The following is a 14415-nucleotide window of genomic DNA, read 5'->3' on the forward strand; positions in this document are numbered from 1 at the left end:
CTCAACGGGTCCTCACGTACCGTCCTCCCCAGTGTCCCCGCTCCGTCACCGGGTCGTGGCGAGGTAGCGTCGGCGCAGGTCTGCGCTGTCTGCTGCGTGGTCCGCGCTGAAGGCACGCGCCAGATCCTCGGCTGCGTCCAGGATCACTTCGCTGCGTTCCACGTTCTGTGCGAGTTCGGGAGGCAGACAGTCCAGGCCGTGCAGGGCTCCGAGGAGGTTGCCGCACACGGCGCCGGTGGAGTCGCTGTCCCCGGAGTGAGTGACGGAGGTGGTCAAGGCCGACCGGGTGCTGTCCGGGCTGGGCTCCCCGTGCACCAGGACCGCATACACCGCGATCGAGAGGGCCTCCTCCCCGGTCCAGCCCTGCCCCAGGGACTCCACGGTGTCGGCCGTGACCGGATCCTGTTCGGCCGCTCGCCGGGCAGCGCTCAGGGCGCGGGTTGTCTCGGTGTGGTCCTCGTGTCTGGCCAGTTCGGCCAGGACGGCGTCCAGTGCCTGGGGCAACCGATCGCCCGCCACCACGCGGTGGATCAGCACCGCGAATGCTCCGGCAGCAAGCTGCCCGGTTGGGTGACCGTGGGTGAGCCCACTGGCGGTGGCAGCCCAGTCGAACACCCACTGCTGTCGAACCCGATCCGGCGGGAGCAGCCCGATCGGGGCGCTGCGCATCACGCCCCCACACCCCTTGGACGCGTTGGCAGCGGGAACAGCGAGACGTCGGTCCTGGGCGGTTGTGGCCAGTGCCCGCATACAGGTGCGTCCTGGGCCGCGCGGATCGTAGAGCCAGGGTTGGGCGTGTAGCCAGTTGGCAGGATGCTCGGGGGGCTGTTCGCAGGTCTGGGTGTCGTACCAGGCGAGGTAGGCGCGATGCAGCTCCCGCACCGGGTCGAAATCGACGTGTGGTGACACCGAGTCGCGTTGGATGCCCGCCGTTACCAGTCCGGCCACCGTGAATAGGTTCATCTGGGTGTCGTCGGTAATCCGACCGGCACGGGACCAGCCCGTAACGCTGTTGCCGTGGAATGCGCGCACCCCAGCACGGCCATACTCCCGATGGATCGTCTCCAGGGGGAGGCCCTCGACCGGGGCGCCGAGAATGTCCCCTATCGCGCCGCCGAGCAGGCAGCCGCGAACCCGGGAGCGATAGTCAGGCGCGAGGGGTCGGTTTGCTGGATCCATAACGCCGTTCTTCCGGATGGGGCGCGTGATCCAGGATAGCGCTCGAGCTCCCGGGGACGGCAGCCCCCGATCACCCCCCATCATGTATCGTTGAAATTAGATATAATCGTTCCATGGCGATTTCAACAGGGAACTCCACCCCCCATCAGGCCGAGCTGGATACCGCAGCCACCCTGTTTCACAGCCTGTCCGACAGCACACGCCTGGCGATCGTGCGCCGCCTGGCCACAGGGGAGGCACGGGTATCCGACCTGGTGGCCCAGCTGGGTCTGGCTCAATCCACGGTGTCCCAGCATGTGGCCTGCCTACGGGACTGCGGACTGGTCCATGGCCGCGCCGAGGGGCGGCAGGTGTTCTACCACCTCACACACCCTGAACTGCTACACATGCTCACCGCTGCCGAAGCTCTCCTCACCGCCACCGGTCACGCGGTAGCCCTGTGCCCCAACTATGGCCCCGACGCCACCGGAGGGCCGCAGCGTGAGTGACCCCTGCTGCGCAGCCACCCCCAAGGTCCCCGCCGCAGACACGACCGACACAGCACCGGGAACACTCTGGCGGGTACGCGAGTTCCACTACGCGGCCGTGGCCGCTCTGCTGCTGGCGGGCGGGTACGGGGCGGGACTGACCAAGGGACCGGAGGCCGTGTCCCTGCTGGCGTTCGCCGCCGCACTGGCCGTGGCGGGTTGGACCTTTGTCCCTGGGACACTGCGTCGGCTGCGGCACGGCCGTCTCGATGTGGGCACACTCATGACCCTGGCTGCCCTCGGGGCGGTTCTGTTGGGCGAGCTTGGCGAGGCGGCTGCGCTGGCGGTTCTGTATGCGGTGGCCGAAGGTCTGGAGAGCTATGCGGTGACACGTACGCAGCGTGGGTTACGCGCCCTGCTGGAACTGGTGCCGAGCCGAGTCACCGTGCTGCGCGGCGACACACCGACCACCGTGGAGCCCCCCGAGTTGGCCATTGGGGACACGATGCTGGTGCGCCCGGGGGAACGCCTGGCCACGGATGGCCGGGTCGACTCCGGACATTCGGCGTTGGATACCTCCGCAGTCACCGGGGAGTCGCTGCCCGTGGAGGTCGGTCCGGGAACCGAGATCCTGGCCGGATCCGTGAACGGAACGGGTGCGCTCCAGGTGACGGTCACCGCCACCGCTGCGGACAACTCCCTCACCCGCATTGTGGAGATCGTGCAGACGGAACAGGCCCGTTCCGGAACCGGGCAGCGCCTCGCCGACCGGATCGCTCGCCCCCTCGTTCCGGGTGTTCTCGCGCTTGCCGGGACCGTCGCCGTACTGGGCTCAATGTTCGGGGACACGCTCCTGTGGGTCGAGCGTTCCCTGGTGGTCCTGGTGGCCGCGGCCCCCTGCGCCCTGGCTCTCTCGGTTCCGGTCACGGTAGTCGCCGCCGTCGGCGCCGCCGCACGGACCGGAGTCCTGGTTAAGGGGGGTGCCGCGCTGGAGGCGCTCGGCCGGGTGCGCACCGTGGCCCTCGACAAGACGGGGACCCTCACCCGGAACACCCCCGCTGTCGTGGAGGTTCGTCCCGCCCCCGGACAGGCCGCACAGCGGGTCCTGGACGTGGCGGCCGCCCTGGAGCAGCAGAGCGAACACCCACTCGCTCCCGCGATTACCGCCGCCAGCTCCGGGGACACACTCTCGGCACGCGATGTCGTCGCCGTCCCCGGGGCGGGCCTCACGGGACGGGTGGCGGGGAGCACGGTGCGCCTGGGCCGGCCGGGATGGATCAAACCCGGCCCCCTGGAAGCCGATGTCGCCCGAGTCCAGCATGAGGGTGCCACCTGTGTGCTGGTGGAGGCGGACGAGGTGGTACTCGGTGCCGTGGCGGTCCGGGACGAACCCCGAGCCGAGGCCTACCAGGTGCTCGTTGACCTGAATCGGTTGGGCTGCCAGGTAGCCCTTCTGACCGGGGACACCCATGCCACGGCCAGTGCACTGGCCCGTCGGGTCGGTATTCCCGCCGACGCCGTTCACGCCGACCTGCGTCCCGAAGACAAGGCATACCGCATCGAAGTGCTGCGATCTGAGCGGCCCACGACCATGGTGGGTGACGGCATCAATGATGCACCGGCACTAGCCAGCGCCGACCCGGGGATCGCTATGGGAGCCGCTGGCAATGATGTAGCGATCGAAACCGCGGATGTGGCGCTCCTCGGCTCGGACCTGAGGCTGCTGCCACGGGCCCTGGGACACGCACGCCGGGCCCGGGTGATCATGTGGCAGAACATCGGGCTGTCACTGCTCGTGATCGCCGCCCTGGTGCCGCTGGCTCTGTTCGGGGTTCTTGGCCTGGCTACAGTGGTGCTCGTCCATGAGCTGGCCGAGATCCTGATTATCGGAAACGGGCTCAGGGCGGGCACCCGTACGCGGCTGCGCCTGCCCACCGCGGCGACAGCGCCAACCGTTCGGTTGGCGGAAGGGCTCAAGCGAGCACCCCACTGACCATGGCGGGCAACACGGAGTCCTGACTGTGCCGGGTGACCAGTTGGAGGCCGACAGGTAACCCGTCGGTGGTGAAGCCGGCGGGCACGGTCAGCGCAGGATGCCCGGTCACGTTGAAGGACCAGGTCAGTGACACACTCATCCGTTCGCCCGGCCCGTCGTGCCCGTGCGGGGGCGTAGGGGTGGTGGGGGTAAGTACCAGATCGACCTCGCTGAGCACCGCCTCCATGTGAGCCGCTGCCGCGTCGTCCCCACCCGTGCCCGCCGCGCGGACCGGTGATGCGCCGGACGACGGGGACCGGGGCGGGGACGGTGGGGACACGGCCTCCCGTTTGGCATGCCACACCTCGGACGGATCGTCCAAGCGGACGACCGGCTCGGTGCACAGGTGCAGACGCCCAGCGCCCTCCAACCGACGGGCAGCCTGATAGGCCACGGCGGCGATCTCATGCTCCACAGATGCATAGCCCAGCGTCCCGGACCACACGGCGGTGCGCGGCGCGGGGGCAGTGTCGGCGAGCAGCCAGGGGCCTGCTTCGGGTAACACCACGTCCAGCGCGGTCACCAGATCACCCGCATCCCGGGTGAGCACACCCTGGGCGCCCAGGCCGTCACCACGACTGGTGGGCAACCAGGTATTGGTGGGTTTCAGCCCCACGACCCCGCACCAGGCGGCGGGAATGCGCAACGACCCGGCGCTGTCGCCCCCTGTGGCCAGCGGAACCATCCCGGCCGCGACCGCCGCGGCGGACCCGGCCGAGGAGCCGCCCGGACTCCGTGTACCGTCCCAGGGATTACGCGTGGGCCCCCGCGCGGTCGTGCCCCAGGTCTGCCAGCTGGTGCGCCCGGACGGGACCGAGGTCACACCCATCGGCACGCATCCGGCAGCCAGGAGCCGGCGCGCAACCGTGGATTCGGTGCGGCCCCAAGCCTTCACCGCGATCGGGACACCGGCCATCGGTAGGTGTGTCCCTGCCTTCACGGCCGCGTCCACCTCACGGGCCACCTCCATGGAATGCTGTGGCCAGACCTCCTGGAAGGCACGCAGGTGGTCGTCACCGTTGGTCACGCGTTCCAGGGCGGCGCGGGCCACACTCACCGCGCGAGTCTCGCGCCGCCGCACCTGTTCGGCGAGGTGCGCCACTGGGGGCCATGGGCCTGACCTGGCGAAAGGCGGAGACACTCTATCCAGCCTAACTACTGCCGCGTATCCGCTGCGGAGCCGCCGGCAGCTACTCTTCAGCCGTTCTGGAGAGGCCTCCCCGACACCTACGACGGGGGCGACCCGGCGGCACCACGCGGTCGTCCGGATCGCCACGCGCCTGCCCGACGCCCGTGCACCCTCTTTCCCCTCACCACCATGACGGACGGCCAAGGGCCGGAAACCGCGATGCGGCGACGGTCCGGCGCTCCACACCGCTTCTGTGGACCCCGCGTGGCCGCTCCGCACAGACTGATTCGTTATCCCGCACGCGCCTGTGCCCGCGTGCCCTACGGACAGCGGAGATGAAGCCCGGCGGTGTCCTCCCCGTCGTGCGAGACGATGCCAGGGGCCGGTACGGCCTCGTGGAAGTGCCGCGACAGCGTGGTCCTCCGACCCGCTACCGCCCACCGAGCAGCGCGGCCCGTCGCTGGCCTCCGCCCCCACTGGCCCAACAGGCGGCGAGTGCCCACTGGACGATGATGGCCATTCCGGTCTCGTCGTAAACCGGCAGGCGGTCCGGGGCTCACTCGCCGTCCCGGTCACGCTGACGGGCCGGGGCAGGTGCCAGCTGCGGCTCGTCGAGGATGAACATGGTCTGCGTGGAGCGCACCTCGGGAAGGCGTTGCAGTCGCTCCAGGACCAGTGCGCGCAGCTCGGCGGCGTCCGCGACCCGCACGAGCAACAACAGGTCGATGTCCCCGGAGACGAGCGCGGCGTGCGCGATCTCCGGGATGTCCCGCAGATGCTCCCGGAACCGTTCCCAGGAATGTTGTTCGATCCGTAGGGAGATGTAGGCCGCAAGCCCTCGTCCGGCCCGCTCCGGATCGATCACCGCGGTGAATCCGGTGATCACTCCCTCGTCCCGGAGCCGCGCCACGCGCGCGTAGGCGTTCGCCCGCGAGATATGCGCCCGTTCGGCCACCGCTCGAATCGCCATTCGACCGTCCGCCTGGAGCAACTCGATGATCCGACGATCCACCGCATCCAGGGACACGGCCATGTGTCTCACCTCACACCGTCCATATTGTGGACGTAGCAGACATATGGACCTCAGGCAGCTCCTGGCGAACCAACTGTCCAGGGTTTGGCGCTACTCATGGACACTATTGGGTGATGAAGCGCATATTCAAGACATGAAGCGCAACACGGCCACGTCCGGCGTGACGGTACCGCCCGCCCTGGAGCCCCTCCGCCTTGTGGATTCCCAGGGGGGACGCGTGAGCACTCCTCCCCTCCCGGTTCCCGAGCTCGACACGTTAGGTGCCCTCCACCGGGCCATGGTGATCGGACGTCGCTTCGACCGCCAGGCCAGTGCGCTTGCCCGCCAGGGACGCCTCGCCGTCTACCCCTCCTCCTTCGGACAAGAGGCGTGCCAGGTGGGTGGGGTACTGGCCCTCGCCGAACAGGACTGGCTGTTCCCGACCTACCGGGACACCGTGTCCCTGGTAACCCGGGGCGTGGACCCGGTCCAGGCACTCACCCTGCTACGGGGAGACTGGCACAGCGGCTACGATGCCCATGCCCACCGTTGCGCCCCGCAGTGCACCCCCCTGGCGACGAATGCCTCCCACGCGGTGGGACTGACCTACGCCGCCCGGCAGAAGCGCCACCAGGCATCCGTGCCCGCCCAGGCGTCAACGGCACCGTCCAACAGCGCTGATCCCGCCGAGGTCGAGGCCGACACGGCGGCACTGGTACTGATGGGCGACGGAGCCACCAGCGAAGGCGACGCCCATGAGGCCTACAACTTCGCGGCTATGTGGAACGCGCCGGTGGTGTTCCTGATCCAGAACAACCAGTGGGCCATCAGCGTTCCGGTCCGCAAGCAGTCCCGCGCGCCCACCCTGGCGCACAAAGCCATGGGCTACGGCATTCGGGGGCTGCACGTCGACGGCAATGACGCGGCGGCGGTATACGCAGCGGTGTCCCAGGCTCTCACCGAAGCACGTGCAGGTGAGGGACCCACGATCATCGAGGCGCGCACCTACCGCATGGACCCGCATACCAATGCAGACGCCCCGCAGCGCTACCGGGAGCCCAGTGACGTGGAACGCTGGCAGAACCACGATCCGATCGACCGGCTGGAGAGCCTCCTGCGAGCGGAGGGTCAGCTGGACGACGCGGGCCGCGCCGACCTCGACGCCACTGCGGAGAAGCTGGCCACCCGAGTTCGGGAACACATGGCCCAGCCGGACGAGCTGGACCCCAACGAGATCCTCGCACACACCTACACCCATCCCAGTGCGATGCTGCGGGAACAACAGGCCAACCTCGCCGCGGAGATCGGGGAGGCCCGGGCATGAGCGAGATCTCCTTCGCCGAGGCGCTGAACGCCGCGATGCGCGACTCCATGCGCGAGAACCCCGACGTTGTGGTCTACGGCGAGGACGTGGGCCAGCTGGGGGGCGTGTTCCGCGTCACCGACGGGCTTACCGCAGAGTTCGGCGAGCAGCGCTGCTTCGACACCCCCATTGCCGAATCCGGCATCGTGGGCACCGCGATCGGGATGGCGATGCATGGCGCCCGGCCCGTGGTGGAAATGCAGTTCGATGCCTTCGCCTACCCAGCATTCGAACAGGTGGTCTCGCACGCGGCGAAGCTACGTAACCGCACCCGTGGCTCTGTCACCCTGCCGTTGGTCATCCGGATTCCCTACGGTGGGGCGGTCGGCGCGGTCGAACACCACAGCGACTCCTCCGAGGGCTATTACGCGCACACTCCCGGATTGACCGTGGTCACCCCGGCTACCGTGGCCGACGCGTACTCAATGTTGCGTGCCTCGATCGCGCACCCAGATCCCGTGGTGTTCCTGGAGCCCAAGCGTCTCTATCGCAGCACAGCGACGATGTCACTTCCCGTCACCACCGAGGAACTGGACCGGGCCGTGGTCCGCCGCGAGGGCCGAGACGTCACGCTGCTGTGTTACGGGCCCACCGTGGACACTGCCCTGGCCACCGCGGACGCCGCAATGGCGGACGGATACGACGTGGAGGTCGTCGACCTGCGCAGCCTCACCCCATTCGATGACGCGACCGTCACCGCCTCGGTACGCAAAACAGGGCGCGCGGTCGTTACCCACGAGGCACCGTCCTTCGCCGGATACGGTGCAGAGGTCGCCGCCCGGGTCACCGAACACTGTTTCCACTACCTGGAAGCCCCGGTGCTGCGGGTCGCCGGATACGACGCTCCCTACCCGCCACCGCTCCTGGAGCGGTACTACCTCCCCACCGTGGACCGGCTGCGCACGGCCTTGTCCCGGTTGCAGTGGGAGTCGCAGTGGACGGAGAACGATCCCAGTCCCCTTCGAGTGGCGGCCGCCGCACCCCACGCGGCCAACCAAGACTCGGGGGTGGTCGCGTGAGCACCAATACCACCAGCTTCGTCCTACCGGACCTGGGCGAAGGACTGACCGAGGCGGAAATTCTCCGGTGGCTGGTCCAAGTCGGCGATACTGTGGCTGTGGACCAACCGGTCGTCGAGGTGGAGACGGCGAAAGCATCGGTGGAGTTGCCGTGTCCCCACGCCGGCCGGGTGGAGCACCTGCATGGTTCCCCCGGCGATGTGATCGCAGTGGGAGCGCCACTGGTCAGTGTTGCCGCAGCGGCAGAGTCACCCGACCATCCAGACAGCCGCCGAGCCGCCGATCCCACGGAGTGCGGCAGTGACGCCGCAGCCACCTCCTCGGATTCGGAAGCGGTGCTGGTGGGCTACGGGTCCGGGACAATGGCGTCCCGGACCCACTCCCCCACCGAGAATCGATCCCACAAGCAGCCTCCTGCACCCGTAACCGTCGCGGGCAGCCGCGGGGAGCGCACCGTGGCGGTGGTATCGCCGTTGGTGCGGCGCATGGCGCGGGAGCATGCTCTGGACGTCTCAACACTGGCCGGGTCCGGCCCCGATGGTCTCGTCCTGCGTCGCGACGTCACCGCGGCGATCGCTGCCCAGTCCACCGACACCGACGGCACCGTTCCCCCACCCCGCGACTCGGACTCGGTCACAACGCGGGGGGAGGCGGTGCAGCGGGTACCACTGCGGGGGGCACGCCGATCCGCGGCCGAGCAGCTGGCCCGGTCCCGGCGCGAGATCCCCGAGGCCACCGTCTGGGTAGACGCGGACGCCACCGAGCTGATGCGCATGCGCCGCGACCTCAACGCCTCCTCCCCGGAACACTCCGTCGGACTCCTGGCTCTGGTGTCCCGATTCTGCCTGTTGGGCCTGCGGCGCTACCCGGACCTGAATGCCACCTTCGACCCCGAGCAGGGCGAGATTCTGCGGTACCACCATGTGGGCTTGGGCTTCGCCGCACAGACCCCCCGCGGGCTCATGGTTCCGGTGGTACCGAACGCCGATGAGAAATCCGCACGGGAACTGTCAGCGGAGCTGACTGAGCTGACCGCCACGGCCCGCGCCGGGGAGCTGACCCCACAACAGTTGAGCGGGGGCACGTTCACCGTGAACAACTACGGCGTGTTCGGAGTGGATGGCTCGGCGGCCATCATCCCCTATCCGCAGGCCGCCATCCTGGGAATCGGCCGGATCACCCGCCGCCCCTGGGTGGTACACACCGACACGGGGGAAGAGCTGCGCCCCCGCGACGTGGTGGAACTGACGCTGGCCTTCGACCACCGGGTATGTGACGGGGAGACCGCGGCCGGGCTGCTGCGGTTCGTCGCCGACCGGATCGAACGTCCACACCTCGTGGTGGCTGAGGCATAACCAGGCCCCGGGGGATGTGGGTCCACGGCCGATGCCCGCCACCCCTCCCGGCGGTGAGTGGGGATGGGGATGGGGATGGGGATGGGGATACTGCCACGGGACGTCAGGGCCATGGTGCCCCACGGCCACAGTGCCGCCTGGGCTACCGGATCAGCCAGGAAGCCCCGAGCCGGCCAGCAGTACTGCGTATGGACCAGGCCCCGGACAGCCCGATCGGGATCCAACCGGACGGCAGTCGCCAGGTACCCGCGGAGTGGAGTGGGTTGTCAGGATCGCCCGCATCGGCGACAGTCGAGAGGAGTTCCCGGAGGTGCCAGCTGCGGTCGAGCATTCTGGCGTCGCCACCGCCTTGGGGTGCCAGGCACGCTGGCCGTACCGATCTTCCGAGAACGAGGGGATTATGGCCCGACGGTACCGAGTTGCGACGCTAGCTGCGGCCATCCTGCTCACCATGGTGGGATCCCCGATCGTGGTGGCACTGGGCGGGGACACCACAATCGCCCCGGTCGCACTGATCGGGGCGATACTGACGTGGGCTGCCTGCCTGTGGTGCTGGGGGGTTGCTGGCCGGCCCTATTGGCCCCACCTGGTGATCATTCCGGTGGTGCAACTGCTGGTGGCGTTCTTCGTGGGCTTCGTCGGTGCCACGGTCCTGTCCCCCACGCGACTGGACCGGGAGTGGGCGTCCTTCCTGGCTGTTTGGCTGATCTGTGCGGGGATGTACACGGTCGCGTCGGCCCTACTCGCCGGATTCGCGCGCGACTACGGAACCGGGTCACCTGGCGGTGGGGGAGACGGTGGTGGCGGTGGTGCGTAGACCGCCAGGTTGTGGCTGGCCCAGATCTCAGCACACTGCGGCTGTGACCCACTCACTCCGGTTCGACGATGCCGGCTTCATAGGCCAGGATCGCCGCCCGCACCCGATTACGCACCTCCAACCGGGTCAGGATGCCACTGACGTAGCTCTTGACGGTTCCCTCAACCAGGTGCAGCCGCCGGGCAATTTCGGCGTTGGACATCCCGGCACCAACCAGCGCCAGGACCTCGCGCTCCCGGTCCGTCAACTCGCCCACGCGCCTGGCGGCCTCCTGGCCTCGATTCATTCGCTGCCCGGTCAACTCACTGATCACACGCTGGGCCACCCGGGGCGATAGGAACGCCGCGCCCTCGGCCACAGCCCGAACCCCGGTGATCAGTTCCCGGGGGTCCCCGGCTTTGAGTAGGAAACCACTGGCCCCGTCGCCAAGGGCGCGCGCGATGTAGGCGTCCTCCCCAAAGGTGGTGAGGATCACCACCGGCACCTCCGGCAGGACACGGCGCAACTCGGCCGTGGCGGCGAGCCCGTCCAGTTTCGGCATCCGAATGTCGATCAGGGCGATATCGGGACGATGGCTCAGCGCCAGCTCCACAGCTTCCCGTCCATCGCCCGCCTCCGCGACCACCTCGATCTCCGGATCGTTCCCGAGAATCGCGATCACTCCGGCACGGATCATCGCCTCGTCGTCCGCCAACAGCACCCGGATCACGTGTACTCCCGTCCCTGCCGGCCCCGCTCGGAGACCGTCACTGCCCGATCCGGTCCTTGGCGACCAGAATGTCGTCCACATAGCACAGCCGGTAGACCTCTCCTCCAGGCAGCTGTACCTCACCAACCGGAGCAGCGTGATAGTAGCTACAGATCGCCCCGTCGGGAGGTGGCGAGGCACTGTCCCGGTCAGCTTCGGTGACCAAGTCCCGCACCGGCAACTCCTCCTCCACCTCTCCCCGAGGTTGACCGACCTCGATGCGATCGAAGTCCTCCGTGGGGAGGGTGGCCTGATCCAAAGCACTCAACTGTATTCCGGACACCACGACCAATCCGCCCACGGTCACCACCGCGAACGCCGAGGCGACCAGGATTCCCGCGCGTCGGGAACGCAATTGGGCATGCCGCATCTCCGCCCCGACTGCCGAGCCCTCAAGGTCCACGGACGCCCCCGCCGGCTCGGGTGTCCCGGTCGCGTCCACGGGAGCGGAACGGTGCCCGAACCGGGCGGTGACCCGGAAGCCATCCCGCTCCTCCCCGGCGTCGAATGTCCCTCCCGCCACGCGCACTCGCTCGGCGAGAGCGGCCAACCCACGCCGCCCCTGGGTCGCTCCCGGAAGCGGATCGGCGGTGCCGGCATCGTTGTACACACTGACCGTCGTTTCGTCGACGTCGTGCACGATCTGCACCAGCACGGATGCCCCAGGGGCGTGCTTGGTTGCGTTGGTCAGGGCCTCCTGCACCACGCGGTAGACGGCTCGGTCCACCATGTCCGGGAGTGCAGCCGCCGGCCCGACGCGTTCCAATGCGACATCCACCCCGGAGGAGCGCACCCGCTCCACCAATGCCGAGACCCCCTCCCCGACCGGATCCAACGGAAGCGGGTCCTGCCGCTCGCGCAGGACCCCGATGATCTCCTGGAGCCGCTCGGTCGCCGCCGTGGCGTGCGCGCGCAGCTCCCCCGCGGACTGGCGATGCTGCTGTGCCAGGTCCGTGGCCATCTCCAGCGCGCCGGCGCGAAGCGCGATCAGGCTCAGTTCGTGCCCCAGGGAGTCGTGCATGTCCTGGGCGATACGGGAACGCTCCCGCACCCGCATCTGCTCACCCACGATCCACTGCTCCCGCTCCAGCTGCTTGGCATGCTCCCAGCCGGCATCGGCCAACTGTTTCTGCTGACGTCGGTATACACCCACGAGCCAGGGAGGCACCAGCACGAACAGCAGAACCATCAGCAGGACAGACAGGACCTCCAGGTCCAGCACGCCGAACCAGAGCAGGTATACCAGCCCGGTCATGATCACCAGCTCCAATAACGCGAGCATGGTCACGATCCGTGGCATCCGGCGTCCGACCAGGTAGGCCATAACCCCCATCGCCGGGGTTAAGGCCGGAGTGACCAGGGTGGCCAGTACTGACGAGGCCAGTGCCAGCAGCGGCAGTGGACGACTCAGAGCAACCAGGAACGCAGTGACACACAGCACACCCAGTGCCCACGCGGTAACGGCGAGGCCGCCCTGTTCCCAGTACTGACTGAGCACACCGGAAACACCGAAACCGCTCAGCCCCAGCCACAGGAGAAGATCGCGAAGGATCCAGCGCCGGGGGCGTGGTTCCGCGAGTGGAGTAACCGCGCCCCGCCAGATCTCCGGGTCAAGCCCGCGCAGCAGTCGCATGCCTGTCAAGCTAGTCGGCACTGGCTGGAAGCAACACTGTCGATCGTCAGGAGCGGGGCACCACGTCCGATATCAGGTAGGGACGCGACTCGTCGTAGCGCACCCGTCCACCGACGTCCACGGTCCCCTCCGGCCCGGGTCTGGTCTCGATACGGGAGCCGGCCCCCTGGCGGATACTCAGGGGCCGCTCCAGCAGGGCCGTTAGGCGCATGGCCGCGGCCCCGGTGGCCTCATCCTCGGCAACGCCGAGTCCGGTGGGAAAGACCCGCACCCGCACCCGGCCGGCCTCTTCGTCTTCCCAGGCCCACACGTGCAGGTCGGTTCCGGGTTCCCCGCCGTCCAGAGCCTCGACGCCCGCGGGGTCGGTGAGCTGTCGGGTATCGAATACCGGGGCATCGGCCGGGTTTGCCCGAATCCACGTAAGGTCCCCGTCGGTCCAGGTGGCCACCGCGCCCGCCGGTGGACGCACCGTGGACACCTGGAGTCCCTGATGGTTCAGTAGCCAGGAGGTACCCACCAGCGGATGTCCGGCCAGCGGCAGCTCGGTCTCGGGGGTGTGGATGCGTAGGCTCCCGGTGAGCAGATCCTCCACGAACACCGTCTCCGAGAACCCGAGGTCTGCGGCGATCGCCTGTCGCGTGGTGTCGGGCAGCCCGGCCGCGTCCAGGAGCACTCCCAGCGGGTTACCGCCCACACCGTTCTCGCCCAGAAACACAGAAACCACGTGCAGCGTGGTGGAACGAGTTTCGGTCATGCGGCCATGTTTCCACACGCCGGCCAGGAACGGGTCCCACATTCCGGCCCAGTGCGCACTTGATGCCATGCCGATCCAAAGCTCCAGAGCCCGGAGACGCCGCCACGCACGGCCCGGCAGCATCCCGCACCATCGGACCACGCAGACGCCGAGACCAGTCCAAGCCAAACCAGGCGGTCCGTATCCGCGAGTCGTTCTTCTCCGGCGTCGCAGAGCCTGTGTCATGGCGTGGCCCCCGACCGCACGACAGGGGTATAACCCACATAACGTCCGTGCGATGGCTGGCTGACATGATCGGTGTGGCGGACTAGGGTGGGCGACCGTGCTGACGCTGTTTCCAGGTACCAAGTCTCGGACACCCGAACGCCGAAAAGGGATTGCTGTGCCCAGCTTCACCGGCATCGCCCACCTGACGCTGTCCGTGCGTGACCGTGACGCCAGCGTACGGTTCTACCGGGACGTCCTCGGTTTCCAGGAGTTCCAGACACGTGACTGTGGCGAGTGGCGCCGCACCATGTGTCGCCACCGTTCCGGTGTGGTGTTGGGTCTGATCGAGCACAAGGATCATTTCAACGCCGTGTTCGACCACCGGCGCGTGGGCGTGGACCATCTGGCGTTCACGGTGTCCTCCTCCGCGGAGCTGGATGCGTGGGAGGAGCGCCTTACGGAACTGGACATCGACCACTCCCCGGTGGTCCACGCCGAACAGGGGCGCGCCCTCACCTTCGCCGACCCGGACGGCTTCCAGCTGGAGCTGTACTGCGAGGACTCTGCCTAGATGTAGCTGTCCCGTGCGGGGGGTAACGGTTGCCCCAGCGGCGTGCCCCACTCCCCCAGGATGGTCTGCGTCATGGCGGCAGGGCGGCCGTCCCGGCGAAACGCCCGATCCCCCATCGACTGGAGC

At 68.5% G+C, this 14415-nt stretch carries 13 protein-coding genes; 7 read left to right on the plus strand and 6 right to left on the minus strand.

Translation table 11 applies throughout. The features are described from left to right. Positions 1-45: 45 nt before the first annotated feature. Complete coding sequence (locus RIF23_RS19700) at positions 46-1179, minus strand: ADP-ribosylglycohydrolase family protein (protein ID WP_310914110.1); 1134 nt, start codon at positions 1177-1179, stop codon at positions 46-48. Positions 1180-1292: 113 nt separating this feature from the next. Between RIF23_RS19700 and RIF23_RS19705 the strand changes: the two genes are divergently transcribed. Then, the gene (locus RIF23_RS19705; RefSeq protein WP_310914111.1) at positions 1293-1667 is read left to right on the plus strand and encodes an ArsR/SmtB family transcription factor; all 375 of its coding nucleotides are present in this window, start codon (positions 1293-1295) and stop codon (positions 1665-1667) included. After that, a complete protein-coding gene (locus RIF23_RS19710; protein ID WP_310914112.1) occupies positions 1660-3639 on the plus strand; it encodes a heavy metal translocating P-type ATPase in 1980 nt (659 codons plus the stop codon). Before RIF23_RS19705 ends, RIF23_RS19710 begins: the two co-directional genes overlap by 8 nt. Here RIF23_RS19710 and RIF23_RS19715 read toward each other — a convergent pair. Continuing rightward, positions 3620-4783, minus strand: coding sequence for an amidase (locus RIF23_RS19715; protein WP_310914113.1), 1164 nt, complete (start codon positions 4781-4783; stop codon positions 3620-3622). The genes RIF23_RS19710 and RIF23_RS19715 overlap by 20 nt on opposite strands. Positions 4784-5366: 583 nt before the next feature. Further along, positions 5367-5843 (minus strand): Lrp/AsnC family transcriptional regulator, encoded by a 477-nt coding sequence (locus tag RIF23_RS19720; RefSeq protein WP_310914114.1) that lies wholly within the window; start codon positions 5841-5843, stop codon positions 5367-5369. A 133-nt stretch (positions 5844-5976) separates the two neighbouring features. Between RIF23_RS19720 and RIF23_RS19725 the strand changes: the two genes are divergently transcribed. From RIF23_RS19725 to RIF23_RS19740, 4 genes are all read left to right on the plus strand, one after another. Next, the gene (locus RIF23_RS19725) at positions 5977-7146 is read left to right on the plus strand and encodes a thiamine pyrophosphate-dependent enzyme (protein WP_310914115.1); all 1170 of its coding nucleotides are present in this window, start codon (positions 5977-5979) and stop codon (positions 7144-7146) included. After that, a complete protein-coding gene (locus tag RIF23_RS19730; protein ID WP_310914117.1) occupies positions 7143-8204 on the plus strand; it encodes an alpha-ketoacid dehydrogenase subunit beta in 1062 nt (353 codons plus the stop codon). Before RIF23_RS19725 ends, RIF23_RS19730 begins: the two co-directional genes overlap by 4 nt. After that, the gene (locus RIF23_RS19735; protein ID WP_310914118.1) at positions 8201-9559 is read left to right on the plus strand and encodes a dihydrolipoamide acetyltransferase family protein; all 1359 of its coding nucleotides are present in this window, start codon (positions 8201-8203) and stop codon (positions 9557-9559) included. Before RIF23_RS19730 ends, RIF23_RS19735 begins: the two co-directional genes overlap by 4 nt. A gap of 310 nt (positions 9560-9869) precedes the next feature. Then, a complete protein-coding gene (locus RIF23_RS19740; RefSeq protein ID WP_310914119.1) occupies positions 9870-10376 on the plus strand; it encodes a hypothetical protein in 507 nt (168 codons plus the stop codon). A 52-nt stretch (positions 10377-10428) separates the two neighbouring features. Here RIF23_RS19740 and RIF23_RS19745 read toward each other — a convergent pair whose 3' ends face one another. Genes RIF23_RS19745 through RIF23_RS19755 form a run of 3 tightly spaced genes read right to left on the minus strand, consistent with a single transcriptional unit; the run spans position 10429 to position 13511 of the window. Beyond that, on the minus strand, positions 10429-11085 hold the full coding sequence (locus RIF23_RS19745; RefSeq protein WP_310914120.1) for a response regulator transcription factor: 657 nt from the start codon (positions 11083-11085) through the stop codon (positions 10429-10431). A gap of 37 nt (positions 11086-11122) precedes the next feature. Further along, the gene (locus tag RIF23_RS19750) at positions 11123-12757 is read right to left on the minus strand and encodes a sensor histidine kinase (RefSeq protein ID WP_310914121.1); all 1635 of its coding nucleotides are present in this window, start codon (positions 12755-12757) and stop codon (positions 11123-11125) included. A gap of 46 nt (positions 12758-12803) precedes the next feature. Next, the gene (locus RIF23_RS19755; RefSeq protein WP_310914122.1) at positions 12804-13511 is read right to left on the minus strand and encodes a PhzF family phenazine biosynthesis protein; all 708 of its coding nucleotides are present in this window, start codon (positions 13509-13511) and stop codon (positions 12804-12806) included. Positions 13512-13893: 382 nt separating this feature from the next. On the opposite strand from RIF23_RS19755, the gene RIF23_RS19760 reads away from it, so the two are divergent. After that, positions 13894-14289, plus strand: coding sequence for a VOC family protein (locus tag RIF23_RS19760; protein WP_310914123.1), 396 nt, complete (start codon positions 13894-13896; stop codon positions 14287-14289). Positions 14290-14415: the final 126 nt, after the last annotated feature.

This window comes from Lipingzhangella rawalii, assembly GCF_031628175.1.
Taxonomy (GTDB): Bacteria; Actinomycetota; Actinomycetes; order Streptosporangiales; family Streptosporangiaceae; genus Lipingzhangella_A; species Lipingzhangella_A rawalii.

Bases quoted from the DNA above. Each gene is read 5' to 3' on its own strand.
- RIF23_RS19700 (WP_310914110.1), bottom strand. From the start codon at position 1,179: ATGGATCCAGCAAACCGACCCCTCGCGCCTGACTATCGCTCCCGGGTT.
- RIF23_RS19705 (WP_310914111.1), top strand. From the start codon at position 1,293: ATGGCGATTTCAACAGGGAACTCCACCCCCCATCAGGCCGAGCTGGAT.
- RIF23_RS19720 (WP_310914114.1), bottom strand. From the start codon at position 5,843: ATGGCCGTGTCCCTGGATGCGGTGGATCGTCGGATCATCGAGTTGCTC.
- RIF23_RS19725 (WP_310914115.1), top strand. From the start codon at position 5,977: ATGAAGCGCAACACGGCCACGTCCGGCGTGACGGTACCGCCCGCCCTG.
- RIF23_RS19730 (WP_310914117.1), top strand. From the start codon at position 7,143: ATGAGCGAGATCTCCTTCGCCGAGGCGCTGAACGCCGCGATGCGCGAC.
- RIF23_RS19750 (WP_310914121.1), bottom strand. From the start codon at position 12,757: ATGCGACTGCTGCGCGGGCTTGACCCGGAGATCTGGCGGGGCGCGGTT.
- RIF23_RS19755 (WP_310914122.1), bottom strand. From the start codon at position 13,511: ATGACCGAAACTCGTTCCACCACGCTGCACGTGGTTTCTGTGTTTCTG.